Raw genomic sequence first — 26,290 nt, 5'->3', positions numbered from 1 at the left:
CCGTACAGGGGGGTGCCGCCCTCGGGCGTTTCCCGTCATCTGGAAGCCGGTGGTGCCGAGGGAGAAGTCGAAGGGCTCGGGGATCTGCAGACGGACGTGAACTCCCCGACCAGCGACAGCGCCGCTCCGTCCGCGTGCCGGCCCTCGCCCTCGAAGGCCGATTCGTCCGCCACGAAGAGGTCGGGCCCGTAGGCGCGCTCCGCTGCCGAGAACCGGAAGAGGAAGGGTGCGGTCTCCACGATGTGACCGTCCTGAGCGTGGGACTCCAGCTGTAGGCGCAGCGCGCGCATGGGGCGGGAGTAGCGCAGCTCGGGCCAGAGCGAAACGATGATCTTCCCTCGGATGAGCTCGGCCTTGAACCCGTCCGGTGTGTCCATCTCCTCGACGGTGCGCAGGAGGTCCTCGAACGCATTCAACGGCACGTGCCTTGCCTATGCCACTCGTCGTGCGACGAAGGTGACCTCTTCGTGGTCCTCGCCCAGGGCGATGTTCAGAGAGGCGTCCAAGGCGTGCGCGAGGCGGCGCAGAAGGGGGAGCGTGGGTACGGCGTCGGCGCCTTCCACGCGGGAGATCTTCGCCTGGGTGAGCCCGGCTCGCTCGGCCAGCTGGGCCTGGGACAGCCCCAACGCCTTGCGCCGGTCGTACACGGCCTTGGCGAAGGCCATGGCCAGGCGGATCTCGGCCCTCTCGGCCTCGACCTCGGCGGGCTCGGTGTACTCGGTCGTGGCCTTCTTCTCACGGGCCAGCTTCCAGCGGGCGTGGTTCATGACGCGTCCCCTTCCTCGCCGCGGATGTACGTCGTGCGGGCCGGGCCGTGCTCCCTTTCGCACACGATACGGGCGGCCACTGCCCGGCTGACTTCGCTCGACTCGTGCATCCGCGTCTTGCGGAAGACGGTGAGGAGCACGATCCTGCGGCCCGGAGCGAACCAGTAGGTGATGCGCGTGGCAACACCGTCCAGCGTGGGCCGCAGCTCGTAGACCCCGTCTCTGAGCGGACGGGCGAAAGGCATGGGGGTGAGGACTCCGTGGACGCTCAGCAGGTCCGCGTACTCCTCGACCTTTCGGTACTGCCTGATCGGCAGTAGTTCGAGCCAGGTTCGCACCTCCGGCTCCACCTCGATCGCATACATGCGGCGACCGTATTATGTCGTTGACGACATGATACGTACCGTGCGGACACCTGACCCCTTCGAATGAGACGGTCCTTCACCATTGACGCGGGGCTTTGGTTGACTGGGGGGATGAGCGAGCTGTTCGTGAAGATCTGTGGTCTGAAGACCGGGCCGGACGTCGACGTGGCCGTGGCGGCCGGGGCCGATGCCGTCGGGTTCGTCTTCGCGCCGGGGAGCCCCCGTACGATCGGCGCCGCCGAGGCGCGGGAGCTCGCGGCGCGGGTACCGGACTCGGTGCTGACCGTCGGGGTGTTCCGGGGGCAGCCGGTCGAGGAGGTGCGGCGGCTGGCCGGGGAGAGCGGCGTACGGGGAGTGCAGCTGCACGGGGACGAGGGCCCGGAGTACTACGAGGCGCTGCGCGCCGAGGGCCGGACCCTGCTGCGGGCCACCGCCGAGCACGTGAAGCGCTGCGGGGAGTACGGGGAGGACCTGCTGCTGCTCGACGCCCCGGACCCCGGCTCCGGCAAGCCGTGGAACTGGGGCTCGGCGGAGTTCACCGCCCCCGAGGGCCGCTGGCTGCTGGCCGGCGGGCTGACCCCGGGGAACGTCCGGGAGGCCGTGGAAACCACCGGCGCCTGGGGCGTGGACGTCTCCAGCGGGGTGGAGCGGGAGCGCGGGGTGAAGGACCCCGACCTGATCCGCGCCTTCATCGAGGCCGCCCGGGGCTGATCTCCCGGCGGGTGGGCCGCCGTCAGGCCGCGCGCCAGAGCGTCATGTCCGCGCTGATCCAGTCGGGCAGGCCGTTCAGCCGTACGACCGACTTGATCTGGATCACGAGCAGCGCGATGTCTCCCGAGGGGTGCCGGACACAGATCTCGGTGCCGGGCGCCGCTGCGGCCAGCGGGAGCGTGTGCTGGGTGGAGGCCTTCGTGAGGAGGCCGCACGTGTCGAGGTTGCCGGTGCCGGGGTCGGCGTACAGCTGGACGAGCACGCTCGTGTCGCTCACCAGCTCACAGCTCTTCTTCTCGCAGTCCAGGCGGATGTCCCCCGTACGGTCCTGCCGTTTGACCGGGTCCGTGATGCCGATCGAGTTCTTCTCGTCCAGCCAGACCTGGGGGTAGGGGACGGGCGCGGGCGGCTTGGAGGCCTTGGGCGTACTCGATGCGGCTCCACCGGCTCCGGTGGCCTTGCCGCCGCTCGCCGGGCCGGGGGACGTGGCCGCGGCCGCGCTCCGTTCGCGTACCCGGTCCGCCGCGTCCATGACCGTCCAGGCCAGCCCTGTCAGCAGGGCTGCCGACGCCGTCACCGCCGCGGTGACGATCAGAGCGGTACGCCGCCTGCGCCCCCGCCGCTCCTGCGGCGTGAGCGGCGTCGTCATCGGCGGCTGCCAGGCCATCGGGGACGGCTGCGGCGGCTGCGGGTCCAGGGCCCGTGTGTGGACCGGGGTGGGGTGCGGTACCGGGGCCGGGACCTCCGGCTCCGGCCCCGCCACCTCCCGCCAGACGGCCGGACCGCCGCCCGCGTCCGCGTCTTTGCCCAGCCGCTGCCTGCACCACGCCACGATCTCCGCCGGGGTGGCGCGATCGTCCGGATCGGCTGCCAGACACCGGGCGATCAGCGGGCGCAGCGACTCCGGCAGCCGGGACAGGTCGGGGTCGGAGTGCACGATCCGGAACAGCACGCTGACGGAGGGGCCGTCTCCGTACAAGGGCTCGCCCAGCGCGGCGAACGCCGCCGTCTGGCCCAGCGCGAAGACATCGGTGGCCGCCGTCGTCTCGCCTGCCAGCGCCTGCTCGGGCGCCATGTACTGGGGCGTGCCGATGGCGCTGCCCGTGGCGGTGGGCGAGGTGGTACCGGACGCCAGCGAGATGCCGAAATCGATGACCCGGGGCCCGTCGGCGGCCAGCAGTACGTTCGACGGCTTCAGATCGCGGTGCACGATCCCCGCACCGTGGATGACCTCCAAGGCCTCGGCCACCCCGGCCACCAGCCACAGCACCGCGGGCACCGGCAGCGGTCCGCGCCGGGCCACGGCCTCCGACAGCGAGGGCCCCGGCACGTACACGGTGGCCAGCCAGGGCGGCGTTCCGTCCGCGTCGGCGTCGATCAGCTCGGCGGTGTACGCACCCCGGACCCGCCGGGCCGCCTCCACCTCCCGGCGGAACCGCCGTCGGAACGCCGGGTCCTCGGCCAGCTCCGGCCGCACCACCTTGATCGCCACGGGGCGGCCGCCCCGGGTGTGCGACAGGTAGACCCGGCCCATGCCGCCCGCACCGAGCCGGGCCGCGAGGCGGTAGCCGGCAACGGTCTGCGGATCGTCCTCCCGCAGGGGCTGGAACACCTCGGTCGCGCTGTTCATCGGCTTCCCCCCGACTCCCCCGATCAACCGATGAGTTGATCGCCCTCACCCTAAGTGGCGGGCAGGGAGGCGGAACGGCCGGGCGCCCGTCAGCCGGCCGAGGCGGTGCCGTCCTCCTCGACGGCCTCGACGCCCGGCAGCGCGTGCAGGGCCGCGACCTGGCCGGGGCTGAGCGGGGCGGCGAAGCCGTGCAGGGCGGAGCGGAACACGTGGACCGGGGTGGCACCGACCAGCTGCGCCACGTCGGCCGGGTCGAGGTCCTTCCGTACGGTGACGATGTACGTGGGGTGGTCGACGGGAGCCGCGTACGGCGCGGGCGCCGGCACGGCGGCTCCGGCCGCCGACACGGGCAGGGCGGAGAAGGCGGCCAGGACGACGGCGGCCACGGGCAGGGCCCGGCTCAGACGGGTGCGCATGGGGCGAGGCCATCACGTGCAACGGCGCAGGTCAACGACGTCTGCGGGGGTGGCGGGAGCCCCGGGGGCGCACCGGCCGTGCGCTCGCTTGTGTGGGGGCGGACCATACGGGTGATCTTGCCGGCGGCCCGTCGGCGGTGCGGGTCGGGACCGCGGGGGCACGGGCTTGACGCCACAGGGGGATAACCCTTTCTGCAGTTTGTGAGACAGGGCGTGTTCACGAGGACACCGGCCGATCGGCCGGGCGGTGGGCGGTGGTTCAGAACGCGCCGCAGTGGCACCCATGGAACGGAAGGCCTCACCCGGTCAGGCGCTCCTCGCCGCGGGGCGGCTCTCTCATGCCGATCCTCCGCGCCCTTCAGGGAGTTCTTTCCATGCGCCTGCTCGCACGCCTGGCCACCGCCGCGCTCCTCACCGTGACCCCGGTCGCGGCCGGTTCGGCCTCCGCCGACACCCCGGAACCGACTCCGGTCCCGCTGCACACCTCGGCGAACGCGGTCCCCGGCAAGTACATCGTGACCCTGGAGAAGGGCGTGGACGCGGCGAAGGCCGCGACGAGGCTGGGCCTGAAGCCGTCGTTCGTCTACACGTCGGCGATGAACGGCTTCGCGGTCCCGCTGACCCCGCTCCAGTTGCAGATCATCCGGGTGAGCCTCGGGGTGAAGTCGGTCGAGGAGGACGCCGCGGTCCAGTCCGTGCCGACGCCGACCAAGACGCCGGGTATGCGGGCGCCGTCCTCGTCGTGGGGCCTGGACCGGATCGACCAGAAGAACCTGCCGCTGGACAACGACTTCACCACCGAGGGCAACGGCGCCGGGGTGACCGCGTACATCCTCGACACCGGCATCGACTACGCCCACACCGAGTTCGGCGGCCGCGCCACCTTCGGCTACGACGCCGTCAACGACGGGCGCCTCGGCCAGGACTGCCAGGGCCACGGCACGCACGTCGCGGGCACGGTAGCCGGCAAGACGTACGGGGTCGCGCGGAAGGCGAACCTGGTCAGCGTCCGCGTCCTGGGCTGTGACGGCAAGGGCACGTGGTCGGGGATCATCGCGGGCATGGACTGGGTGGCCAAGAACGCCAAGAAGCCCGCCGTGATGAACGGCTCCCTGGGCGGGGACAAGTCGGATGCCGTCAACAACGCCGCCAACGCGGTCACCGACAGCGGCGTGCTGCCGGTCATCGCGGCCGGCAACTCCTCCATCGACGCCTGCGGGGTCTCCCCGGCCTCGGCCAGCCGTGTGGTGACGGTGGCGGCGACCACCAAGTACGACCAGGAGACGGACTTCTCCAACTTCGGCAAGTGCGTCTCCATCTACGCGCCGGGCCAGGACATCCTCTCGGCCAAGCTCGGCGGCGGCTCCGTCTCGCTGGACGGCACCTCCATGGCCGCCCCGCACGTAGCCGGAGTGGCGGCCCTCTACGTGGCGAAGCACCCGGAGGCGGAGGCGGACGAGGTCGCGGCCTTCCTCGATGACGAGTCCACCAAGGACGTTCTGACCAGCGTCAGCCCGGCCACCCCCAACAGGCTGCTGTTCACCGGCGGTCTCTGACCGTCAGAGCGCTCTGACGAAGTCGCCCCGGCCCGTGCGCGGCGGCCCGCGAACGGGCCGGGGCATGCCCCGCCGGATCGCGGCTAGGCTGCGGGCCGGGGGGATCATGGACACGCCACCGCCGCTCGTGAAGCGGCTGAGGGACCACGTACGGCTCGCCGCGGCCTGCGCGTTCAGCGCGGTCGCGGTGCTGTACGCCGTCCTGTGTGTGAAGTTGACCGCCGCGGACATGGCCTCCGACCTCGTGTGCGTCGACGGCGGATGCCCGCGCGGGCTGGGCCCGCTGGTGCTGTGGGCCGTGGCCGCCGGGCTCGTCGCGGGCGGCTTGTGGTGGTCGGCCGTGAAGGGACGCGGGTACCGCTCCGGCGTCGGCTGGACCGTGGCCGTCGCCGTTGCGCTCGTCGCGCTGTGGCCCGGCTGGCTCGGATTCTCGTGGCTGCGCGGCCCGCACATGGACCTCTTCTCGTACCAGGTCCCGGAGGGCGGGGCCGCCGGGAAGCCGCTCGGCTCCTGGGCGGGGGACCCGGCCACGGGGTTCGTGATCCGGGGCCGCGCGGACGGTGTGACCGGCTACGACGGGGAGGGCCGCCACGGCTGGGCCCTCCCCGCCCCGGCCGGCGGCGCGGTATGCGCGATGAGCGGAGACACCCCCTCCGGTACCGGCCTGCTGACCTTGACCACCGCGGAGGGCCCGTGCGGCAACCGCCTGGTGGCGGTGGACGTCACGTCCGGCAAGCAGCTCTGGACCAAGGACATTCCGAAACTCGTGGGCAAGCCGTCCGCGGCAGGCTCCCTGGCCGTGACCGCGACCGCGGACGCCGTACTCGCCCACGACCTGGTCACCGGCGCCGAGCTGTGGCGCTCCCCGCTGCCCGCGGGCGCCGTCGCCATGGAGGTCGCCGCCGGCCCCGACCGGGTCCTGCTCCTGGCCCGGACCGACAAGGGTGTCGAGCTCTTCGCGCTCGGCGCCCGCACCGGCGCCGTCGCCTGGCGGTTCGCGATGCCGGTCGGGTACGAATCCCCGCGCATCGTGTCGGCCTCCCCGGCCGCCGCCGTCGGCGACGGGCGCCTGCTGCTGTTCGACGACGCGGGCCGCCCGCGCGCCGAGGCGGAGGCGCCGGCGCCGTACGTCCCGACCACGGGTGAGGCGGAGTGGCTGGTCGCAGGTGACGTGCTGTACGCGTCGGCCCCGGAACGGGAGAAGCGCGAGGTCCTGGCGGCGTTCTCGCTGAAGGACGGCCGCCACCTGTGGACCCGCGCCTTCGACCACGACTGGCGGATCCGCGCGCTGGCCGCCGACCGGACCGGCCGGATCGCCGTGGTCACGGAGGGCGGGTACACCCACCTCTGGCACCTCGACCCGGGCACCGGGAAGCCGACCGGTGAGTCGACGGTCCTGCGAGGCCTCCGGCTGGGCGAGTCGTTCGCCCTCTACGGCAGGACGTTCGTCAACCTCGACGACGACGCCCGCCTCCCGCCGATCTTCGACGTGGCCCCGACGATCGGCTGGTGAGTCAGGCCGCGTAGTCCTTCAGGGGCTCGGTATCCAGGGTGATGCCCACGGGGTCGAGGAGCTTGACCGTTGCGCCGTGCGGGAAGGAAGGGCTCTCGCGGTACGAGCCGCCGCCGGGATCGCTGTGGACGGTCACCGTGCAGTTCTGCCGGTCGATGAGCAGGTAGACCGGGATGCCGGCCGCCACGTACCCGTCGCGCTTCTCTTTGCGGTCGCGCCGGTCGGTGTCGGCGTCGTGGGAGGTCACCTCCAGCACCATCAGGACCCCTGCCGGATCGGCCCACTCGCCCGCACCGGCGAACGTCCCGACGGGCGCCAGAGCTCCATCCACCCGGGCGCGGCCCGTCCGGTACCGCTCGACCTCCAGCCCCCGCTCCTGGTAGAGCCCCAGCTCGGGGCGCTGCTGCATGCACTGTTGCAGCACCCACATGATGATCTCGTCGTGGTCGCCGTCAGGCACGGGCTTGACCTCTAGCTTTCCCTGGATGAACTCAAGGGTCACCGTTTCCGGGGTCGCTAGGGCGATCTGCTCGAACTCCTCGACCGTCATCTGTGGGTGCTCGGCAAAGCTCGGGGTCATGGCGTCGCCTCGTCGACACCATGGTGCCCCGTGAGCCCACCTCCGGATCGACTGAATCGTCATATGCGGCTCCGTTCGGGTGCGGATGACGCATGCGCTAGAGGCATATGACGGAACGCGCCCTCGCGGCGACGCGTAGTTAGCCCGGATGGGTGAGGTCGCTCAGAGGGCGGAGAGGAAGGCTCTCCAAGCGGCCGTGCCGAACACGAGGTGGGCGCCGTCGGGCTGCTTGGAGTCCCGGACGGGGACGAGGGTGGGGTGGCCGTCGGCGACTTCGAGGCAGTCGCCGCCAGTGCCGTCGCTGTAGGTGGACTTGCGCCAAGTGGCCATCTCCAGGCAGTTGCCGCCGTCGCCACCGCTATAGCTGGACTTGTGCCAGGTGACTGCCGACAGATCGTACTCAGGCGTGCTGATCATGTTCGTAATCCTCCGCCACCGATTCGATCAGGGCCAGGGACTTGCGCGGTGACAGCGCGCTGGCCGTAAGGAGATCGTAGGTCAGGGTGTGGCGGGCGACGGTGGCCGGATCGTCGAACAACTGGCCCATCCCGATGCCGTCCACGTAGGCGAGTGGGGGTGCGTCGTCGAAGGACATGAGTTTTAGGGCGCCGTCCAGGCCCGCGTGGAAGCCTGCGCTGAACGGCAGTACCTGCACGATGATTCTGCGCGACCGAATCAGGCTCGCGATGTGGCGCAGGGCCTCGGCCAGGATTGCCGGGTTCTCCCCGGCCCGTCGGAGTGCTGCCTCGTCAAGGACGCACCACAACAGGGGAGTTGTTGGGTCACTGAGTAGGGCGGCCCTGGCCAGCCGGTTCCTGACCAGCTCGTCGATGGTCTCTTCCGTCGCCGTCGGCTGGTACGCGCGGCAGACCTCGCGTGCGTACGCCTCGGTCTGGAGCAGTCCCGGGATGATCTGAGGCGCGTACTCGCGGATGGCCTTCGCCAGAGCCTCGGCCTCGGCCGCCGCCGCGAAGTGGTCCGGGTACTTGGACTTGGCCGCCGCCCCGCAGTTGCGGACGAAGAAGCCGTTCGTGTCGAGGATCTCGTCTATCTGCCGGGCGAATTCGATGTGCATGCGCCGCGTACCCGCTTCGAGCTGGCCGATGAACGAGCCGCTGACGAAGAGAGGTTCGCCGAGCTCGGCCTGGCTGAGGCCGGCGCGTTCGCGGGCCACGCGCAGTTCGGCGCCGAGCAGGGCGCGGGGTGAGGAGGACGGGTCTAGGTTCTTACCTGCCATGGCAACTCTCCTGGCAACACGTGCCGTTGTTGCGGTGTCCGTGTGGAAAGGCTAGCGAGTCCGCCGCCACTCTGTGTGTCGAAGCTGAACACTCAGAGTGGAAAGGTGACATGTCATGGTGCTGTCTCCGCAGGAGCGGATGCAGGCGGCCGAAGAGGCCGTTCGGCAGCTGAAGGAGTCCCTGGCCGGGGTGGGGGTGCTGTTCCCCTCGCTGGGTGTGGAGCGGGTCTCGGCCGCCGGTACGTACGGCCTGCCGCTCGTCGACCTGGGCCGCTGCAACCTGGACACCGCGCTCCGGCTGGCCGCCGTGCTCCACGAGCGGGCCAACCCGTGATCGGGGACGCCGCCGCCGAATGGGGCTTCGAACTCGGATGGAAGCTGCGGGGACTGGAGCACGCCCTGCTCGGCGAAGGGTGGAAGCGCCCGGGCACGGGGCTTTCCGTACGCGTGCGGTGCGAGGAGGGCGACGGGGTATGGACGGCCGTCGGGGTCGACGGGCGGCGGCGGGAGAGCCGTACGGCCGGTACGGAGGCGGAGGCGACCGCCCTGGTCCGGGAGGCGTTCGGGGTGAAGGCGGGGCGGGCGCAGCCGCCCGCGCCGGGCGTGCAGCGGTTCACGCTGATCCACTGGCCGGTGGGGGAGGGCGCGCGGTTCGCGGACGCCCGCTACGAGGGGATCAAGGCGGGGCCGCCGACGGGTTGTGCGGTCGAGGACGTCGGCGGGTACTTCGGGCTGCGGTGCGAGCGGCCGGGTGCGCGGCTGCTGGACGCGGTGGGCGAGCTGTGCGGGGAGATCCGGGCCGAGTACGGGCTGCTCATGACCGACCTCGGGATCGAGAAGCTGTGGGAGTGGTCGGCGGACGGTACGGACGGCTGGGGCGCCGAGATCGTCGGCCAGCTGCTGCTCATGGCCGCCGAGCGGGGCCCGCGCCTCGGCTACGGCGTCGATGACCTGGTCCGCTTCCTGCGGACCGCGGCCGGGTCGTGCCGTGACGGGTCGGGCCCCGCGGGGGTGGTCAGACCTTGACCGTGGCGAGGCGTTTGCCGCAGAGGGCTGTCAGGTCCTCCGGGTCGGAGGTCAGGACGGTGACGGGCCCGGGCGCCGCGAGCGCGGTGGCGGCGAGCATGGCGTCGATGGCGTGCTTGTGCCCGTGCAGTCCGGCTTCGCGGAGCAGATCGGTGGCATGGTGGGCGATCTCTTCCGTGACGGGTTCGACCACCACGCGGGACAGCGCCCACTTCAGTGCCGGCACGTTGATCTGAGGGTGGATCACTTCGACGAGGGTGGCCGTGCTGGTGATGACGCGCACGTCCCGGGCGTGGGCTGCCGCCAGCCAGGCCACGGTTTCACGGTCGCGGGAGACATACTTCGCGAGTCCCTCGCTGTCGAGGACGAGAGTGCCGGCGGGGGTGGCCTTCTGGGGCGTCATGCGGCGCTCCGCCTGTCTTCGGTAACGGCCGGTTCTTCCTCGTGCGTGCGCACGAGGAGGTCGCCCTTCTCCCGGATTTCCTCGGCTGTGATCGGGCCGATCTCCGCCTCGGCGACGGCGATGAGCTCGGCCAGGTTGTCCCGCTCGATCTGGCGGGCCACGGCGGCGGTGACGTAGGCGGACAGGCCCGAGGGGCCGCTGCGGGCGCGAGCGGCCTCGGCGACGTCGCGGGGCATCGAGATCGAGTACTTCTGGGTGGGCTCACTCATGCCACCCATGCTACTTCCGATGCTACCGCCGTGCCCGGCGTGTGGGGTGAGGGAATACATGTGCATAGGCTGCTGGCATATGCGGACTCGTGAAGCGTTCATCGCAGTGTGTTAGCTCGATGGTGTGATCATGCGGCGAGCTTCAGGCGGGGGCCGGGCCGTCCGTGCGCAGGCGGGCGTGGAGGTGTTCGTCGTGCCAGCCGTCCGCGTGGAGGAGGGCTCCGCGCATGGTGCCCTCCAGGGGGAATCCGGCCTTTTCCGCGATGCGGCAGGAGGCCGGGTTGGCCACGGAGTGGGTGATGCGCAGGCGGTGCAGGCCGAGTTCCTCGAAGGCCCAGCGGCTGACCCGGGCCACGGCCCCGGCCATGACACCGCTGCCACGGCCCGCGGGCAGCAGCCAGTACAGGATCTCGCCGCTTCCGCCGGGCAGATCGAGGTCGGCCAGGCCGATCAGGCCGGCGGCCGGGACGCCGGCGGCGGGGGCGACCGCCCAGATCGCGGCCTTCTCGGTCTCCCAGTTGGCGCGGTAGCGCGCGATGCGCTCCTCCGCCCGGGCCTCGGTGAACCGGCCCGTGCGGTTCCAGTGCTGGATGTCCGGGTCCGTGCCGGAGGCGACCAGCGCGGGGGCGTCGTACGGCTCCCAGGGCCGCAGGAGCCAGCCGCCCGGGAGGCCGAGCACGGTCTGGGGCAGCCCGCTCATCCGGCCGGGCGGGACGACGGGGGGTATCTCCATGCCGGAGAGTATGCCGAGGCTCCGGCTCAAGAGCCGAGTGCGTCCTCGATGTTCTGCTGCCAGTACGTGACCGTCAGCGAGCTGTCGTAGTAGACACCCTTGGCCGGCAGGGACGGGGTGGCGGAGGCGCCGCCGCTGCTGTTGGGCGTACGGCCCTGGAAGGCGATCGTGAGCTTCTGTCCGGTCGTTCCGCCCTCGCCGCTGCCGTCGGCCGCCGCCAGCATGGCTCCCGCGTGGCCCGACTGGCCGGGCGCGAGGGACACCACCGCCTGGGGGTGGGTCTCCTTCAGCGGGGCCGGGGCCCACTGCATCTCGTCGAAGCGGAGCACCGGGTAGTACGTCAGGTCGCAGGGCTTCGAGCCGGTGTTCTTCACCGAGATCAGCATGTGGTTGAGCGGACGGGCGACCGGCTGGACGGTCACCTCGGTGTTGGAGCCGTTGCACAGGACGCGGTTGCCCGCGGCGGCGGTTGGGTCCGGCGAGCCGCCCTTCGCGCCTCCGGTGCCTGTGCCTGTGCCCGTGCCGGTACCGGTCTTCGTGGAGCCCGGGGCGGGGGTGCTCGGGGCATTGCTCGTGGTGCCCGTCGGCGAGGGGGTCGCCGGGGTGGAGTCCGAGGCGGTCGCGGCTCCTCCGTCCTTGAGGCCCGTGCCGTTCTGGCACGCGGTGAGGGCGAGCGCGGCGAGGGCGACGACGGCGGCACTCGCGAGACGTCGGGTCGTGCGGGTCGTGCGGGCCGTGCGGGGGATGCGGGGCGCGGTCATGGCTGATTCCCTTTCATATGGCGCGGCAGGGGCGGCCGTCTGTCGAGACCGGCGCCAGGAGCCGTGTGCTTGGATGACCTCAGCCTGTGCGGTGATCCGTCCCAGCCGCGACACCCGAGGGGTGGTCAGGGACGCTGGGATGCTGAAACAGGCTCTGAGCTGCTGAAACAGCCTGTCGCTGGGATGCGGGACGGGACACGGGGTGGGAGGAACAGTGTCGGAAGACACTGCTGATGCCGGGTTCGCCCGGCTGCTGCGAGAGCTGAAGGACCGGTCCGGGCTCAGCTACGGAACGCTCGCCAAGCGGCTCCACATGAGTACGTCGACCCTGCACCGGTACTGCATCGGCGACGTCGTTCCCGCGGACTACGCACCGGTCGAACGGCTCGCCCGCCTCTGCAAGGCAGGGCCCGAGGAACTCGTCGAACTGCACCGGGCCTGGGTGCTGGCGGACGCCAACCGCCCGCGCAAGGGCGGTGAGCCGGGCGCCAGGACACCGAGCGCGGAGGCGCCCGTAGAGACGCTTCCGGCGGATGCGGCGGATGCGGCGGATGCGGCCGAGCCGGCGGATCCGGCCGAGCCGGCGGATGCGGCGGATCCGGCCGCGCCGGCCGAGTCGGCGGATCCGGCCGGTCCTTACGATCCGCCCGCGCCGAAGAGGCGCCGCCGGATCCGCACGGTCGTCCTCGCGGGGATCGCCGTGGCCGTCGTAGCCGCGGCGGTCGCGCTCACCGCGTACCTGCCGACACGAGAGGGCGACGTCCGGGAGCGCCCCGCCGGCGCCGTGTCCCTCGCGGACGGCGGCGGGCAGCGTACGGACGGCGGGACGACGGCGGCGCCCGAGGCGGCACGGTCGGCGGCCTCGCCCTCGGACTCCGTGCCGGCGGCCGGCACCGCCCCCACCGCCCCCGCGGTGAGCCCGTCCCCCGCCGGCCGCGGCGACGACACCGCGTCCGGTACGCCGGTGAAGGTGACCACCCAGCCCTACACCTGGGAAGCACCGTGCGGCCAGCACTACCTCATCGAGAAGCCTCCGGCCCAGGTGGCCCCGCCACCCCTGGAACGGGACGCGCCCGCGTGGGTGGGAGCGGTCGGAGCCGTTTCCGCGGGCGAGCAGTACGTCACGCTGACCCTCCAGGGCTCCGGCAAGGACACCGTGGTCCTGGACAGCCTGACCGTCCGTACGGCGGGCAAGCGTGCGCCGCTCGCCTGGAACGACTACGCCATGGGCTACCCGGGCGTCGGCTGCGGCGCCGGCGTGCCGACGCGCTCCTTCACCGTCGCCCTCGACGCCGTGCGCCCGGCCGTCGTACCCGAGGCGGGGCAGCCGAACTTCCCGTTCAAGGTGAGCGAGTCCGAGCCGGAGGTGTTCTACGTCAAGGCCGACGCCTCCGCGTACGACGTGAGCTGGTACCTGGAGCTCGCCTGGTCCAGCGGGTCCCGCCACGGCACCGTCAGGATCGACAACAGCGGAAAGCCCTTCCGTACCAGCGGTCACAACGGGCGGCCCGGCTACGAGTTCCCCCTCGGCGGCGACGGCTGGGTCAGGGCGGGAACGACTTCCTGACGGGCCGGGCCGCCACGTCGGACGAGGGCGCCGTCAGGTCATGGCCGGTTCCTTGTCGGCGTCCGCGGTCGGGGCGGTGTTCGCCGAGGGCTGCGGGTCGGTGTTGAGGTCCGTCAGCATCTGGCGGGTGAAGCCGAAGAACCAGGTGGCGGCGAAGCCCACCAGGTAGCCGACCGCGAGGCCGCCCGCGTAGACGGCGACGGTGACGCCCGCGCCGGATTCGCCGTCCAGCAGGGGGAACAGGGCCCAGCCCGACGGGCCGATGGCGGTCGAGCCGAAGGCGACGCCCAGCTGGTTGAAGAGCCCGACGAACGCGCCGCCCGCCGCGCCGCCCACGCAGGCGGTGACGAAGGGGCGCCCGAGGGGGAGCGAGACCCCGTAGATCAGCGGCTCGCCGACGCCCAGGAAGCCCGCCGGGAGCGCGGACTTGATGGTCGTCCGCAGGGACCGGTTGCGCGGGAGGCGGCAGTAGACCGCGAGCGCCGCGCCGACCTGGCCCGCGCCCGCCATGGCGAGGATCGGCAGGAGGGCGGTGTGGCCGGTCTGCTCGATGAGGGTGGTGTGGATGGGGATCAGGGCCTGGTGCAGGCCCAGCATCACCAGCGGCAGGAACAGGCCGCCCAGGACCAGCCCGGCGAAGGCGCCGCCGCCCGCGAGCATCCAGGTGGCGAAGGAGCCGATGGCGGTGGCGACCTCACCGGCCAGGAACATCAGGCCGAAGATCGTGACCAGCCCGGAGACCAGGACGGTGAGGGTGGGGGTGACCAGCGCGTCCAGCGACTCCGGAACCCACCTGCGGCACACCTTCTCCACCTGCACGGCGAGGAACGCGGCCGCCAGGGCCCCGAGGACCCCGCCCTGTCCGGGGGAGAGGTGCTGGCCGAAGGCGTCGATCTTCGCCACGCCCGGGAAGACGATGATGGCGGCGACGGCCCCGCCGAGGATCGGCGTACCGCCGAACTCCTTGGCCGTGTTGTAGCCGACGAACACCGCGATCAGCGACATGAACCCGGACGCGATCGCGGCGAGCGCCGGGACGACGGCCGGCAGCCAACCCGTGTTGAGCAGCACGCCGTTCAGGCCCGCGATGATGCCGCAGCCGATGAGCGCCGGGATCAGCGGGACGAAGACGTTCGCGATCCGGCGCAGGAACAGCTTGACCGGGGTGCTGTTGCGGGCCTTCTGCGCCTGCTTCAACGCGGCGCCCTGGGCGGCGAGTTCCTCGGCGGTGACGGCCGTACGCGGTGGGTGCCCGGCCGCGCGGCCCTCCTCGACCAGCGCCTCGAACTCCGGGGTCACCCGGGCGACGGTCCCCGGTCCGAGCACGATCTGGTACGTGTCGTCCTCGACGACGCCCAGCACCGCGGGCAGCGCCCGCAGCCCCTCGTCGTCGACCAGCGAGCGGTCGTGCAGCGCGATGCGCAGCCGGGTCATGCAGTGCGCGACCGAGCTGATGTTGTCCGGGCCGCCGACCAGGGGGAGGATCGCGGCGGCCGTGGCGCGGTTCTTGTCAGTGGACATGTGGTGATCGCCTTGCGTCGGGGAAACGGGGCAGTCAGCAGGGGCATCAGGGGCAGCAGGGGCAGGAGGTGCGGCAGGGGCAGCAGGTCAGCGAGCCGAAGTCAGGGCCAGGGCCAGGGCCTCGCGGAGGTGGCCGCGCGCGGCCGTGAGCAGTCCGGCCGCCGCCGGGCCGTCCACGCCGCCGAGCAGGACGAGCACGGCCTGTTTGACCTCGCCGCCGGTGGCGTCGAGCGCGGCCTCGATCTCCTCGTCGGGCGCGCCGGTGGCCAGTGCCACGATCCTGCGGGACCGCGCGCGCAGCTTCTCGTTGGAGGCGCGCAGGTCGACCATCAGGTTCCCGTACGTCTTGCCGAGCCGGATCATGGTGATGGTCGAGATGAGGTTCAGTACGAGCTTCTGCGCGGTGCCGGCCTTCAGCCGGGTGGACCCGGTCAGCAGCTCGGGCCCGGTGACCACCTCGATGCCGTGCTCGGCGGCCGCGGCGAGCGCCGATCCGGCGTTGCAGGACAGGCCGACGGTGAGCGCGCCGCGCGTACGGGCGTACTCGACGGCGCCGATCGCGTACGGGGTGCGGCCGGAGGCGGAGACGCCGATGACCGTGTCGTCCGGTCCGATGTCCAGCGCGGTGAGGTCCTCGGCGGCCAGCTCCCGGGAGTCCTCGGCGCCTTCGACCGACCGGACCATGGCGCCGGGCCCGCCCGCGATCAGGCCGACGACCTGCGCCGGGTCGGTGTTGAAGGTGGGCGGGCACTCGCTGGCGTCCAGTACGCCCATCCGGCCGGCCGTGCCGGCGCCCGCGTACACGAGCCGCCCGCCGCGGGCCATCCGTACGGCGATGGCGTCGATCGCGGCGGCGATCCCCGGCAGCTGCGCGGCGACGGCGGCCGGGACGGTGGCGTCACCGGCGTTCATGGTGCGGGCGATGTCGAGGGTGGACTGCCGGTCGATCTCGGCCAGTTCGGGGCGGAAGGCCTCGGTGGTCAGGGTGTCGAGCTGGGCGCGGAGTGCGGCGTACGAGCTTTCGGTGTACGAGCTGTCGGTGTACGAGCTGTCGGTGTGCGAGCCGGTCATGGGCGGGGGCTCCTGGCGGATCGGCGGGGGGCGAGCGCCTCGTACGAGGCGGCGAGCGCGGGGGCGGCGGTCTCGTACGTCTGCTGCGCGACGGCGACGAACAGGCAGTCGACGACGAGGAGTTGGCTGGTCCGGCTGGACATGGCGGCCGGGCGCAGCCGGGTCTCGCGGGCGGCGGAGGTGGCCAGTACGAGGTCGGCGTAGTGGGAGACGGGGGCGTTCGGGCGGCCGGTGAGCGCGATGGTGGTGGCGCCGCGCTCGAAGGCCGTACGGAGGGGGTCGATCACGTCGCCGGTGGCGCCGGAGTGGGTGATCGCGACGGCGGCGTCGCCGGGGCGCAGCTGGACGGCGCCGGTGACGGCCAGGTGGGGGTCGCCGTGGGCGTGGGCAACGAGGCCGATGCGCAGGAGCTTCTGGGCCAGGTCCTGGCCGACGAGGGCGGAGGCGCCGACGCCGTAGATGTCGATCCGGCGGGCGGTCGCGAGCGCGGTGACGGCGGCGGCGAGCGCGGTGAGGTCGAGTCCGGCGGCGGTGTCGGCGAGGGTCTGGGCCTCCTCGTGGGCCAGTTTGGCGACGACGTCGGCGATGGGGTCGTCGACGGCTATGTCGGCGGTGACGGCGGGGGCCGCGCCGGACTCCTGCTGCGCGGCGAGCGCGGCGAGGGCCAGGCGCAGGTCGCGGTAGCCGGGGTAGCCGAGGAGGCGGGCGGTGCGGACGACGGTGGCCTCGCTCGTGCCGGTGCGCGCGGCGAGCGCGCTGACGGTGAGGCGGGAGCAGCCGGCGGGGTCGGCGGCGACGGTTTCGGCGACGGCCCGGACGGAGCGGGTCATGGAGGGGCCGAGGCTGCGGACGCGGGCCCGCAGCGGGACGGCGGATGCGGTCGCGCCGCCTTCCACTTCGTCGCTGAAAGTTACTTTCGGGTCGGCGCTCATTCTTGAAATCTATTTTCGGCCCGGGTGGCGGTCAAGGCACCATTCGGTACCGGTGGGGGCGGACCTTCACCACTTGGCCCATACGGGGCCACAATGGGCCCATGGACCACGCGACCCCACTGGAGCAGGCGCTGCACGTCGCCCGTGCACTTGTTCTCGCCGATCTCGCCGCGGGCGAGGTCGCCGACGCCGATGTCGTCTCCCTCGTCGAGGACTCGGTCACGCACCGTCGGTGGTGGGTGGAGCAGTGGCCGGAGGGGGTCGACTACCTTCCCGGACTCGTAGCCCAGGACGTACAGGACGCGCTGCTGGCGAAGTACGGCCGCTGGCCGCTGTGCCCGGTCTGCTCGCACGGCGATCCGCACGCGCTGGACGTGGACCCGGAGTTGGGACCCGATCCGCACTGGGTGTGCGCCAAGGCAGGGGTGAAGGTCGCCGCGGTCGGCGCCCTCGGCCCCGTGTTCGGCGCCGGCCGGTGAGCCGCCGGTGACGCTCTACATCGACCCGCCGACCTGGCCGGGCCACGGCCGCATGTGGTCGCACCTGGTCAGCGACGTCTCGTACGAGGAACTGCACGCCTTCGCGGCGTCGATCGGCTGCCCGGCGAAGGCGTTCGAGCGCGACCACTACGACGTGCCGTCGCACCGCTACGCGGACGCGGTGGGCGCGGGCGCGGTGGAGATCGGCAGCAAGGAGCTCGTACGCCGGCTGACGGACGCGGGCCTGCGCCGCCCGAAGGGGCGGCCGGCGGCGTAGCGGCCGGGCTCGGCGGTGCCCGGCCGGGTCAGGGGTCAGCGGGTGGCGGCCCGTGCGGTGGCTGCGTCCGGTGCCTGCGGGGTCGACGACGCGATCACCCGGGTCGGGGGCTGCGGCGTGCGCGTGTGGAGGCGCAGCGCGATCGCGCCCAGGGCGATGGCCGTCACCGTCATCGCCGCGCCCGCCCAGGCGGTGGCGGCGAAGCCGCGGCCGGCGTCGATCACCGTGCCGCCGAGCCACGGGCCGCCCGTGTTGCCGAGGTTGAACGCCGCCGTGGTGGTGGCTCCGGCCAGGGTCGGGGCCGCGCCCGCCACGTTGAACATGCGGGCGTTGAGCGCCGGCGCCGTGAAGAACGCCGAGACGCCCATCAGGAACGACAGCCCGACGGCCGCCACCGCCGACGACGCGAACAGGGCCAGCGCGACGAGGAAGACCGTCGACGCGGTGATCCCCCACAGCATCACGCCGAACAGGTGCGCGTCGGCGATCCGCCCGCCGATCGTCGTGCCGACGAGCGCGCCGACCCCGAAGAGGCCGAGGATCCACGGCACCCACGCCGCGTCCAGCCCGGCGACCTCCGTCAGCAGCGGCGACAGGTAGCTGAAGGCGCAGAAGACCCCGCCCGCGGCCAGTGCCGTCACGCCGATCGACAGCCACACCTGGCGGTCGCGGTAGATGCGCAGCTCGCGCGCCAGGGTGGGCCGTACGGCGGGCCGCGGGATGTCCGGGATCAGCGCCAGGATGCCGGCGAGGGCGACCGCCGAGGCCGCGCCGACCGACCAGAACGCGGACCGCCAGCCCAGGTGCTCCCCGAGGAAGGCGCCCGCGGGGACGCCGAGGACGTTGGCGATGGACAGGCCGCCGATCATGACGGCCATGGCGCGGGCCCGCTGGTCCTTGTCCACCATCGCGATGGCGACGGCCGCGCCGACCGCCCAGAAGCCGGCGCAGGCGAGCGCGGAGACGATGCGCGAGGCGAAGAGGAGCTCGTACGAGGGGGCCAGCGCGCCCGCGACCTGCCCGAGGCCGAAGAGGCTGATGAGGGCGATGAGGGTGGTGCGGCGCGGGAGCCGCAGGGTGGCGACCGCCAGCAGCGGCGCCCCGACGACCATGCCGATCGCGAAGGCCGATATGAGCAGGCCGGCCTGCGGGATGGTGACGTCCATGTCCTCCGCGACGGGCGGCAGCAGCCCCGAGAGCATGAACTCGCTGGTCCCGAGCGCGAAGACGGACAGGCCGAGGACGTACACGGCGACGGGCATGCGGGGGCGTGCGGCGGCGGAGGGCATGTTCTGCACGAACCGCCACGAAGCGGATCTCATTCCCCGGCGGCGGGATCGGTGACCGGGTCGGCGCTCAGAACAGCGAGCTCGGCGGCCAGGTTGCGGCGGGCCGGGGTCTCCCAGTGCGCGGTGCCGTACGGGGTGCGGAAGAGGCGGGGCAGGCCGAGCAGCTGGCGCAGTACGGCGGCCCTGCCGGTACGGAAGGTCTCCTCGGGCACGAAGCCGTACTCGGCGCGGACGGCGGCGACGTACGCCGCGTACGCGTCGGGCGCGCCCGCGAGCACGGCCAGGTCGGCGTCGCAGAGCACCTCGCCGTTGGTGTCGCCGGGGGCGGGGTCGTGGGTGACGGTGAGCCGGACCAGGCGGGCCACCTCGGCGGTGCGGGCTGCGTCGATGCCGAGCTCGGGCAGGGCGCGCTCGGCGAGGGCGGCGCTGCGCTCCTCGTTCTCGGAGCGGTCGGGGCGGTAGACGGCGTCGTGGAACCAGGCGGCGAGCTCGACGGCGGCGGGGTCGGCGGCGTGCGCGGCCAGTACGTCGATCCGCGCGAGTACGTCGGCCAGGTGAGCGGTGGTGTGGTAGCGGCGCCGGGGCTCGGCCCAGGCGGCGAGGAGCCGGTCGGCGTAGGGGGCGGGGTCGCGATCGGCGGCGGCGCCGGCGGCGGCGGTGGTCGCGTGCCAGCGGGCGCGGAGCGGGGCGGTGTCGGGCGCGGTGTCGGGCGCGGTGTCCATGCGCACATTGTGCGGGTGGCGTGATTGTGCTGGTGGAGGGTGGGCGGAGGCCCGTACTCTGGATATTGGACTAGACCTATTTTCCATACCAGCAGCTTTCCGGAGGAGTGGGGCCCAATGAGCAACCGTGCAGTCCTGGAGGTGATCGCCCTCGACGTGGAGGACGCGGTCGCGGCCCAGGTGGGTGGGGCGGACCGCCTCGAACTGGTCACCGACATGGCCGCCGACGGGCTCACCCCGCCGCGCGAGACCTTCGCGGCGATCAGGGCGGCGGTCGACATCCCGCTGCGCGTGATGCTCCGTACCACCGACGGTTTCGCGGCGGGCCCGGCCGCGGACGTGGAACTGCTGGCCGGGCAGGCGCGGGCGCTGCGGGCGGAGGGGGCGGACGAGTTCGTCCTCGGGTTCCTGGACCGGGCGGGCAGCCCGGACCTGGCCGCGATCGAGGCGGTCGTGGCGGAGCTGGGCGGCTGCAAGTGGACCTTCCACCGGGCCATCGACCGGGCCGCGGACCGGGACCAGCTGCGCAAGGCGCTCGCGGAGCTGCCGGAGTCCGCCGGGCCGGACACGTACCTGACGGCGGGGTCGGCGGCCGGGGTCGACGCCGGGCTGCCGGTGCTGCTGGCCGAGGCGGCGCGGCGGGGCGAGCCGGGGTACACGGCGCAGATCCTGGTGGGCGGCGGGCTGGCGCTGGCCCACCTGCCGGAGCTGCGCGCGGCGGGGATCGACGCGTTCCACATCGGCGGCGCGGCTCGCCCCGACGGCTGGTCGGCCCCGGTCTCCGCGTCGGCGGTGGCCGACTGGCGCGCGGCCCTTTCCTGACGGCCCGCGCCTGGAGGGCCGGCGGGGTGAGCCTGCCGGCGGTCGGGGCGCGGGGGCCGGGGCGGAGCAACCCCCGGCCCTGCCCCGGCGTGGCTCCGGCTACGCCAGCGCCGCCGGCAGCGGATCCGCGTGGAGCAGCGTCAGGCCGGAGACGGCTCGGGTGAGGCAGACGTACAGGCGGCGCAGGCCCGTCCGCTCGTCCGGCTCGCCCGCCACGATCGCGGCGGGCTCGTCCAGGACCACGTAGTCGTACTCCAGGCCCTTCGCCAGCGACGCCGGAACGAGGGTGAGGCGCGACTGCGCCGTCGTCTCCTCGCCGGGCGACAGGTACGCCATCCCGGCCGCCTCCAGCGCCTTCGCCAGTTCCGGGATCCGGGCGTCCGCCGCGATCAGGCCGATCGAGCCCTCGTGGCCGAGCGAGGCGCGGCAGGCGTCGATCACCGAGGCGGTCAGGTCCGACGGGTCCGACGGGTCCGCCGGGTCCGCCGCCCGTGCGACGACCAGCGAGCCCGGCGTCTCACGCACCGAGGAGACCGGGGCCAGCCCCGGCGAGATCGACGGCAGCAGCCGCGAGGCGTACGCGATCACCTCGCGCGGTACGCGGAAGCCCGCCGTCAGCTCCTCCAGCACCGCCTCCGGCTTGCCCAGGTGCGCCAGCGCCTCGTCCCAGCCGCGCGTGGCCCACGGGGTCGTGCCCTGCGCGAGGTCGCCGAGGACCGTCGCGGAGCCGGTCGTACAGCGCCGCCCGACCGCCCGGTACTGCATCGGCGACAGGTCCTGGGCCTCGTCGAGGACGACGTGGCCCAGCGAGTGCGTGCGCTCCACCAGATCGGCCGCCTCGTCGATCAGGACCAGGTCGGCCGCCGACCACTTCGCCGACTTCACGCTGCGGAAGGGCTTCGCCCACAGCAGCAGCTCCTGCTCGTCGTCCGAGAGCACCCCCTGCGCGTGCTCCGCCAGGAACTCCGGGTCGGACAGCAGGCGCAGCACCAGCTTCGCCGGGTCCACGGCCGGCCACATCGCCTTGACCGCCGCCTTCACGGCGGCGCCCCGGGCCACCGCGTCCTGGACGCGGTCGTCCGGCGCCTCGCCCGCCTGCTCCATCCGTACGAGCACGGTGTGCGCGATGCGCTGCGGCAGCGCGTCGCGGGCGGCGCCGTAGCGGATGTCGCGGTCGAGGAGTTCCGCCACGATCTCCTCCAGCTCGTACGTCGGCACCCGCCACCGGCGCGAACCGCGCACCACCATCAGCGGCTCGGCGGGCGGGCTGACGTGCGAGCGGACCGCGCGGCGCAGTACCTCCGCCATGCGGGCGTCGCCCTTGACGACGGCGGTCGCGGCGGCGTCGGTGCCGCGGATCTCCAGGCCGTCGCGGGAGACGAGGTCCTCGACGGTGGCCTGCTTGACCTCCAGCTCGCCGAGGGCCGGGAGGACCTGCTCGATGTAGTGCAGGAAGGAACGGTTCGGCCCGATGACGAGGGTGCCGGTGCGGGCGAGCCGCTCGCGGTGGGCGTACAGCAGGTACGCGACGCGGTGCAGGCCGACCGCCGTCTTCCCGGTGCCGGGGCCGCCCTGCACGCAGACGGAACCGGACAGGCCGGAGCGGACGATCTCGTCCTGCTCGGGCTGGATCGTCGCGACGATGTCGCGCATGGGGCCGACGCGCGGGCGCTCGATCTCCTGCTGGAGCAGCTTGCTTACGGCGGCCGCCTCGGAGGGGTCGGAGAGGTGCTCGTCCTCGTACGCGGTGAGCTCGCCGCCGGTGTAGCCGAAGCGGCGGCGCAGCGCGATGTCCTGCGGGTCGTTCTTGGACGCCCGGTAGAAGGGCTGGGAGACGGGCGCGCGCCAGTCGATCACCATGGGGTCGCCGTCGGCGTCGTGGACGTGGCGGCGGCCGATGTAGAACTGCTCGCCTTCCGCGCCTTCGGCGAGGTCCGCGCCGGGGGCGTGCAGGTAGTTGAGGCGGCCGAAGAAGAGCGGGGTGTGCGCGAGGTCGGCGAGGGCCTTGATCCGGTCGTCGATCTGGGCCTGGAGGACGATCGCGTTGACCCAGTTCGCGGTGACGTCGCGGATGTCGAGGGCCTCGACGTCCGCGCGCATGGCGCGGAGCGCGGCGCGGGAGGCGGTGAGGTGGGCCTGCTCGCGGGCGAGGGGGTGGGTTGCGGCGGTCTCGGAGTCGGCTTCGGGGGCGTGCGCGGACACGGAAATGCCTCCAGCTGCTGATCGGGTACGGAACGATGCCCGCCGGTTTCCGTCCGGCGGGCGGCTCTCCCCGAAACGGCGGCGGGAGGCGGCAAGAGCGGAGATTGTAGTCAGCGGGTGGTCGGGGCGCGAACGGATTTACCGGCGGGAGGTCCCTCCGGAGGGGTAGGCCCGTACGGGTGTCATACCGGGGAGTGTCAGACCTCGGGCAGAGCCACTAGGGGACGGCATGGGCCGGGAGGAGTAGGCGGGAGGGCATGCGGTTCCACCCGTAGACCGATGTGATATCCGGGAAGAAAACGCACCATGGATACATGAGCACCGCAACCTTCACCCCGATCCAGGGCGGCCGCCCTAGCGGCGCCACCGCCACTTCCGACTCCCGCCCCCGCCACCTGGTGGGCAACACCCTGCGCGCCGCGAAAGTCTTCGCGGCTGCGGCCGTCAGCGTGGTCGTCCTGGGCGAGTACGCCGAGGACGCAGGCGTCATACGCCGCTGACCCGCGGCCCCGCTCCGCCTGGCCGGATAGCGGCGGGGCGGCCGCGGTGATCCACTAGGGTCACGCGCGTGACCCGGAGCCTCCATCCCAGCCCCCCGACGTCGCCCCTGGTCGGCGTGCTGGTCACGGGCTCGCTCCTCGTGCTCGGCGTGCTCTGCATCATGGTGCGGATCCCGATTGCCGACGGCCTCGCCGCCGGGTTCGGCGCCGGTTTCAGCGCCGCCGAGTGGCGGCCTCCCGCCGCGTACCCGCCCTTCGCGGCGATCCTGTTCACCCCGGCCGCCTGGCTTCCCGCGGGCGTCCTGAAGGCCGTCTTCGTGCTCGGCAACGCCGGCCTGCTCGCCCTGCTGATCCTGATGTCCTGCCGCCTCGCGGGACTGCGGGCCCGGCCCGGGCCCGTCCTGGCCGCCACCATCGCCGGGCTCTGGGTGGAGCCGCTGTTCCAGAGCCTGCTCGCCGGGCAGATCAACCTGGCGCTGGCCTGCCTGGTCCTGTGGGACCTGCGCCGGCCCCGCGCCGCCCTCGGCAAGGGCTTCGCCCTGGGCACCGCCGCCGGGATCACCCTGACCCCGGCGCTGCTCATCCCGTACCTGCTGCTGACCGGCCGGATCCGGGCCGGGCTGACGGCACTGGGCGCCCTCGCCGGTACCGCCCTGCTCGGGCTGCTGGTCCTCCCGCAGGCCTCCGCCGAGTTCTGGGCCCGGCACCTGCCCGCCTCCGGCCGGGCCCTGCTGCCGGACTGGCCGCACCTGTGGGTCTGGTCCGTCCCGCTGCTCGCCCTCCTGGCCCGGACGGCGGCCTGGACGGCGGCCCGGACGGCGGCCCGGACGGCGGCCCGCCACCGCCCGAAGCCCCCGCCGGACCTCGTCCTGATCCCGGTCCCGGTCCCGGTCCCGGTCCCGGTCCGCAGATCACCCCTCGGGCAGCAGGATGTCCGCGTCGTCGAAGATCCTCAGCACCACGAGCAGCAGCCGCCCCCGCGACACCACGTACTCGGCCACGATCTGTGAGGTGAGCCGGATCTCGCGGTTCTGCTCGCCCGCCCCTATCGGCCGGGACAGCTCGGTGTACGGATCGCGCGCCAGGATCTCCACGGCCTTGTCGAAGGAGGCACGGCGCGCGGGGTCCAGCCCGTCCCGGTCACGTCCCGCAGACTCCGTGTAGAGGACGTCGTAGATCTCCTGGCGCGTCATGCGTCTCTCCTCGCCGGACTTGCGTCTCTTCCTGCGTAGTGCCCGGGCGCCGGACGGTCAGTCCGTCAGTCCGTCAGTCCGTCGGGCCGTCGGTCGTCAGGAGTTCGTCGGCGTCCATGATGCGGTAGGCGTAACCCTGTTCGGCCAGGAAGCGCTGGCGGTGGGCGGCGAAGTCCTGGTCGATCGTGTCGCGCGCGACGACCGAGTAGAACCGGGCCTCGTGGCCGTCCGCCTTCGGGCGCAGCACGCGGCCCAGCCGCTGTGCCTCCTCCTGCCTGGAACCGAAGGTTCCGGACACCTGGATGGCGACGGTCGCCTCCGGCAGGTCGATGGAGAAGTTCGCCACCTTCGAGACGACCAGCACGCTGATCTCGCCCTCGCGGAAGGCGCCGAAGAGCTTCTCCCGCTGCGCGTTGGAGGTCTCGCCCTTGATGACGGGCGCGTCCAGGTGCTCGCCGAGCTCGTCGAGCTGGTCGATGTACTGCCCGATGACCAGCGTCTGCTCGCCCCGGTGCTTGGCGACGAGCGCCTCGGTGACCTTCCGCTTCGTCGCCGTCGTCGCGCAGAAGCGGTACTTCTCCTCCGTCTCGGCGGTCGCGTACGCCAGCCGCTCGCTCTCGGTCAGGTTCACCCGGACCTCGACGCAGTCCGCCGGCGCGATGTAGCCCTGCGCCTCGATCTCCTTCCACGGCGCGTCGAACCGCTTCGGGCCGATCAGCGAGAACACGTCCGACTCGCGGCCGTCCTCCCGGACCAGCGTCGCGGTCAGACCGAGCCGCCGCCGGGCCTGGAGGTCGGCGGTGAACTTGAACACCGGCGCCGGCAGCAGGTGCACCTCGTCGTAGAGGATCAGGCCCCAGTCCCGGGAGTCGAACAGCTCCAGGTGCGGGTAGACGCCCTTCCGCTTCGTCGTCAGGACCTGGTACGTGGCGATGGTGACCGGCCGGATCTCCTTGCGGGTGCCGGAGTACTCGCCGATCTCCTCCTCCGTCAGCGAGGTCCGCTTGACCAGCTCGTGCTTCCACTGGCGGGCCGAGACGGTGTTCGTGACCAGGATCAGCGTCGTCGCCTTGGCCTTCGCCATGGCCCCGGCGCCGACCAGCGTCTTTCCGGCGCCGCAGGGCAGGACGACCACGCCCGAGCCGCCGTGCCAGAAGCCCTCGACGGCCTGCTGCTGGTACGGCCGCAGCGCCCAGCCGTCCTCGACGAGGTCGATGGCGTGCGCCTCGCCGTCGACGTACCCGGCGAGGTCCTCGGCCGGCCAGCCCAGCTTCAGCAGGGTCTGCTTGATCTGCCCGCGCTCGGAGGGGTGCACGGCCACCGTGTCGGGGTCGAGCCGGGCGCCGACGAGCGGGGCGATCCGCTTGGAGCGCAGGATCTCCTCCAGCACGGGCCGGTCGGTGCTGGTCAGGACCAGCCCGTGCACGGGGTGCTTGGAGAGGGTGAGGCGGCCGTAGCGCGCCATGGTCTCGGCGACGTCGACGAGCAGCGCGTGCGGGACCGGGTAGCGGGAGAACTCGACGAGCGCGTCGACGACCTGCTCGGCGTCGTGCCCCGCGGCCCGCGCGTTCCACAGGCCGAGCGGGGTGATCCGGTACGTGTGGATGTGCTCGGGGGCCCGCTCCAGCTCGGCGAAGGGGGCGATGGCCCGCCGCGCCGCCCCGGCGAGCTCGTGGTCGACCTCGAGAAGCAGTGTCTTGTCGCTCTGGACGATGAGAGGCCCGTTCACAAACGTCCCTTTCCTGCGG

The 26,290-nt window shown here is 72.8% G+C and carries 31 protein-coding genes; 11 read left to right on the top strand and 20 right to left on the bottom strand.

All coding sequences use genetic code 11. The annotated features are described in order from the left end of the window. Nucleotides 1-35: 35 nt before the first annotated feature. From ACIQU4_RS14115 to ACIQU4_RS14105, 3 genes are read right to left on the bottom strand one after another with little or no spacing between them, the layout of a single operon-like run. The gene (locus tag ACIQU4_RS14115) at nt 36-422 is read right to left on the bottom strand and encodes a hypothetical protein (protein WP_403729281.1); all 387 of its coding nucleotides are present in this window, start codon (nt 420-422) and stop codon (nt 36-38) included. Nucleotides 423-431: 9 nt separating this feature from the next. Then, the gene (locus ACIQU4_RS14110; RefSeq protein ID WP_403729278.1) at nt 432-767 is read right to left on the bottom strand and encodes a helix-turn-helix domain-containing protein; all 336 of its coding nucleotides are present in this window, start codon (nt 765-767) and stop codon (nt 432-434) included. Continuing rightward, the gene (locus ACIQU4_RS14105) at nt 764-1,132 is read right to left on the bottom strand and encodes a type II toxin-antitoxin system RelE/ParE family toxin (protein WP_403729276.1); all 369 of its coding nucleotides are present in this window, start codon (nt 1,130-1,132) and stop codon (nt 764-766) included. Before ACIQU4_RS14105 ends, ACIQU4_RS14110 begins: the two co-directional genes overlap by 4 nt. A gap of 111 nt (nt 1,133-1,243) precedes the next feature. Here ACIQU4_RS14105 and ACIQU4_RS14100 point away from each other — a divergent pair, with 111 nt between their 5' ends. After that, complete coding sequence (locus ACIQU4_RS14100; protein ID WP_403729274.1) at nt 1,244-1,843, top strand: phosphoribosylanthranilate isomerase; 600 nt, start codon at nt 1,244-1,246, stop codon at nt 1,841-1,843. Between the two features lie 22 nt (nt 1,844-1,865). Here the strand turns inward: ACIQU4_RS14100 and ACIQU4_RS14095 are convergent, their stop codons facing one another. Together ACIQU4_RS14095 and ACIQU4_RS14090 are read right to left on the bottom strand one after the other, a co-directional pair. Beyond that, complete coding sequence (locus tag ACIQU4_RS14095) at nt 1,866-3,473, bottom strand: serine/threonine-protein kinase (protein ID WP_403729271.1); 1,608 nt, start codon at nt 3,471-3,473, stop codon at nt 1,866-1,868. A gap of 89 nt (nt 3,474-3,562) precedes the next feature. Continuing rightward, the gene (locus ACIQU4_RS14090; RefSeq protein ID WP_403729268.1) at nt 3,563-3,889 is read right to left on the bottom strand and encodes a protease inhibitor I9 family protein; all 327 of its coding nucleotides are present in this window, start codon (nt 3,887-3,889) and stop codon (nt 3,563-3,565) included. Nucleotides 3,890-4,263: 374 nt separating this feature from the next. Here ACIQU4_RS14090 and ACIQU4_RS14085 point away from each other — a divergent pair, with 374 nt between their 5' ends. After that, entirely contained in the window at nt 4,264-5,445 is a 1,182-nt protein-coding gene (locus ACIQU4_RS14085) for a S8 family peptidase (RefSeq protein ID WP_403729266.1), read from the top strand. 106 nt (nt 5,446-5,551) lie between these two features. Beyond that, the gene (locus tag ACIQU4_RS14080; RefSeq protein ID WP_403729263.1) at nt 5,552-6,958 is read left to right on the top strand and encodes a PQQ-binding-like beta-propeller repeat protein; all 1,407 of its coding nucleotides are present in this window, start codon (nt 5,552-5,554) and stop codon (nt 6,956-6,958) included. Between the two features lies 1 nt (nt 6,959). Here ACIQU4_RS14080 and ACIQU4_RS14075 read toward each other — a convergent pair whose 3' ends face one another. From ACIQU4_RS14075 to ACIQU4_RS14065, 3 genes are all read right to left on the bottom strand, one after another. After that, a complete protein-coding gene (locus ACIQU4_RS14075) occupies nt 6,960-7,538 on the bottom strand; it encodes a Uma2 family endonuclease (RefSeq protein ID WP_403729260.1) in 579 nt (192 codons plus the stop codon). Nucleotides 7,539-7,700: 162 nt separating this feature from the next. After that, nucleotides 7,701-7,955: a DUF397 domain-containing protein gene (locus ACIQU4_RS14070; protein WP_403729257.1), complete on the bottom strand. Its 255-nt coding sequence runs from the start codon at nt 7,953-7,955 to the stop codon at nt 7,701-7,703. Beyond that, nucleotides 7,939-8,775 (bottom strand): Scr1 family TA system antitoxin-like transcriptional regulator, encoded by an 837-nt coding sequence (locus ACIQU4_RS14065; RefSeq protein ID WP_403729254.1) that lies wholly within the window; start codon nt 8,773-8,775, stop codon nt 7,939-7,941. Before ACIQU4_RS14065 ends, ACIQU4_RS14070 begins: the two co-directional genes overlap by 17 nt. Nucleotides 8,776-8,890: 115 nt before the next feature. Between ACIQU4_RS14065 and ACIQU4_RS14060 the strand changes: the two genes are divergently transcribed. Further along, nucleotides 8,891-9,109, top strand: a complete 219-nt coding sequence (locus tag ACIQU4_RS14060; RefSeq protein WP_403729252.1) for a hypothetical protein — start codon at nt 8,891-8,893, stop codon at nt 9,107-9,109. Then, nucleotides 9,106-9,801: a hypothetical protein gene (locus tag ACIQU4_RS14055; protein WP_403729250.1), complete on the top strand. Its 696-nt coding sequence runs from the start codon at nt 9,106-9,108 to the stop codon at nt 9,799-9,801. Before ACIQU4_RS14060 ends, ACIQU4_RS14055 begins: the two co-directional genes overlap by 4 nt. Here the strand turns inward: ACIQU4_RS14055 and ACIQU4_RS14050 are convergent. The 4 genes from ACIQU4_RS14050 to ACIQU4_RS14035 form a co-directional block, all read right to left on the bottom strand. Beyond that, nucleotides 9,791-10,204 (bottom strand): PIN domain-containing protein, encoded by a 414-nt coding sequence (locus ACIQU4_RS14050; protein WP_403729247.1) that lies wholly within the window; start codon nt 10,202-10,204, stop codon nt 9,791-9,793. The genes ACIQU4_RS14055 and ACIQU4_RS14050 overlap by 11 nt on opposite strands. Then, a complete protein-coding gene (locus ACIQU4_RS14045) occupies nt 10,201-10,473 on the bottom strand; it encodes a CopG family transcriptional regulator (RefSeq protein WP_403729244.1) in 273 nt (90 codons plus the stop codon). Before ACIQU4_RS14045 ends, ACIQU4_RS14050 begins: the two co-directional genes overlap by 4 nt. 142 nt (nt 10,474-10,615) lie before the next feature. Further along, a complete protein-coding gene (locus tag ACIQU4_RS14040) occupies nt 10,616-11,206 on the bottom strand; it encodes a GNAT family N-acetyltransferase (RefSeq protein ID WP_403729242.1) in 591 nt (196 codons plus the stop codon). 26 nt (nt 11,207-11,232) lie between these two features. Further along, nucleotides 11,233-11,967 (bottom strand): DUF4232 domain-containing protein, encoded by a 735-nt coding sequence (locus ACIQU4_RS14035; protein ID WP_403729240.1) that lies wholly within the window; start codon nt 11,965-11,967, stop codon nt 11,233-11,235. 214 nt (nt 11,968-12,181) lie between these two features. Between ACIQU4_RS14035 and ACIQU4_RS14030 the strand changes: the two genes are divergently transcribed. Beyond that, nucleotides 12,182-13,534: a helix-turn-helix domain-containing protein gene (locus ACIQU4_RS14030; RefSeq protein ID WP_403729239.1), complete on the top strand. Its 1,353-nt coding sequence runs from the start codon at nt 12,182-12,184 to the stop codon at nt 13,532-13,534. Between the two features lie 33 nt (nt 13,535-13,567). Here ACIQU4_RS14030 and ACIQU4_RS14025 read toward each other — a convergent pair whose 3' ends face one another. The 3 genes from ACIQU4_RS14025 to ACIQU4_RS14015 form a co-directional block, all read right to left on the bottom strand. Next, nucleotides 13,568-15,055 (bottom strand): PTS transporter subunit EIIC, encoded by a 1,488-nt coding sequence (locus ACIQU4_RS14025; protein ID WP_403729237.1) that lies wholly within the window; start codon nt 15,053-15,055, stop codon nt 13,568-13,570. Between the two features lie 87 nt (nt 15,056-15,142). Continuing rightward, a complete protein-coding gene (murQ, locus tag ACIQU4_RS14020) occupies nt 15,143-16,126 on the bottom strand; it encodes an N-acetylmuramic acid 6-phosphate etherase (RefSeq protein WP_403729235.1) in 984 nt (327 codons plus the stop codon). Beyond that, nucleotides 16,123-17,058, bottom strand: coding sequence for a MurR/RpiR family transcriptional regulator (locus tag ACIQU4_RS14015; RefSeq protein ID WP_403729233.1), 936 nt, complete (start codon nt 17,056-17,058; stop codon nt 16,123-16,125). The genes murQ and ACIQU4_RS14015 overlap by 4 nt, the downstream gene beginning before the upstream one ends. Nucleotides 17,059-17,159: 101 nt before the next feature. On the opposite strand from ACIQU4_RS14015, the gene ACIQU4_RS14010 reads away from it, so the two are divergent. Then, a complete protein-coding gene (locus ACIQU4_RS14010; RefSeq protein ID WP_403729230.1) occupies nt 17,160-17,537 on the top strand; it encodes a hypothetical protein in 378 nt (125 codons plus the stop codon). Between the two features lie 7 nt (nt 17,538-17,544). Then, on the top strand, nt 17,545-17,814 hold the full coding sequence (locus ACIQU4_RS14005) for a DUF4031 domain-containing protein (protein WP_403729227.1): 270 nt from the start codon (nt 17,545-17,547) through the stop codon (nt 17,812-17,814). A gap of 35 nt (nt 17,815-17,849) precedes the next feature. Here ACIQU4_RS14005 and ACIQU4_RS14000 read toward each other — a convergent pair whose 3' ends face one another. Both ACIQU4_RS14000 and ACIQU4_RS13995 read right to left on the bottom strand, forming a co-directional pair. After that, on the bottom strand, nt 17,850-19,076 hold the full coding sequence (locus ACIQU4_RS14000; protein WP_403729632.1) for a Cmx/CmrA family chloramphenicol efflux MFS transporter: 1,227 nt from the start codon (nt 19,074-19,076) through the stop codon (nt 17,850-17,852). A 56-nt stretch (nt 19,077-19,132) separates the two neighbouring features. Beyond that, entirely contained in the window at nt 19,133-19,825 is a 693-nt protein-coding gene (locus ACIQU4_RS13995; RefSeq protein WP_403729225.1) for a hypothetical protein, read from the bottom strand. Between the two features lie 117 nt (nt 19,826-19,942). On the opposite strand from ACIQU4_RS13995, the gene ACIQU4_RS13990 reads away from it, so the two are divergent. Then, a complete protein-coding gene (locus ACIQU4_RS13990) occupies nt 19,943-20,647 on the top strand; it encodes a copper homeostasis protein CutC (RefSeq protein ID WP_403729223.1) in 705 nt (234 codons plus the stop codon). Between the two features lie 99 nt (nt 20,648-20,746). Here ACIQU4_RS13990 and ACIQU4_RS13985 read toward each other — a convergent pair whose 3' ends face one another. Then, nucleotides 20,747-22,849, bottom strand: coding sequence for a HelD family protein (locus ACIQU4_RS13985; protein WP_403729220.1), 2,103 nt, complete (start codon nt 22,847-22,849; stop codon nt 20,747-20,749). Nucleotides 22,850-23,163: 314 nt separating this feature from the next. Here ACIQU4_RS13985 and ACIQU4_RS13980 point away from each other — a divergent pair, with 314 nt between their 5' ends. Continuing rightward, on the top strand, nt 23,164-23,349 hold the full coding sequence (locus ACIQU4_RS13980; RefSeq protein WP_403729217.1) for a hypothetical protein: 186 nt from the start codon (nt 23,164-23,166) through the stop codon (nt 23,347-23,349). Nucleotides 23,350-23,417: 68 nt separating this feature from the next. After that, nucleotides 23,418-24,359 carry a glycosyltransferase family 87 protein gene (locus ACIQU4_RS13975; protein WP_403729214.1) on the top strand — a complete coding sequence of 314 codons (942 nt, stop codon included), beginning with the start codon at nt 23,418-23,420 and terminating at the stop codon, nt 24,357-24,359. Here ACIQU4_RS13975 and ACIQU4_RS13970 read toward each other — a convergent pair. Both ACIQU4_RS13970 and ACIQU4_RS13965 read right to left on the bottom strand, forming a co-directional pair. Further along, nucleotides 24,261-24,542, bottom strand: coding sequence for a hypothetical protein (locus ACIQU4_RS13970; protein ID WP_403729212.1), 282 nt, complete (start codon nt 24,540-24,542; stop codon nt 24,261-24,263). The genes ACIQU4_RS13975 and ACIQU4_RS13970 overlap by 99 nt on opposite strands. Before the next feature lie 73 nt (nt 24,543-24,615). Further along, on the bottom strand, nt 24,616-26,271 hold the full coding sequence (locus tag ACIQU4_RS13965) for a DNA repair helicase XPB (protein WP_403729209.1): 1,656 nt from the start codon (nt 26,269-26,271) through the stop codon (nt 24,616-24,618). Between the last annotated feature and the right edge of the window lie 19 nt (nt 26,272-26,290).

This window comes from Streptomyces sp. NPDC090741, from assembly GCF_044769045.1.
Classification (GTDB): Bacteria; Actinomycetota; Actinomycetes; order Streptomycetales; family Streptomycetaceae; genus Streptomyces.
This window is presented reverse-complemented; position numbering and strand designations above follow the sequence as displayed.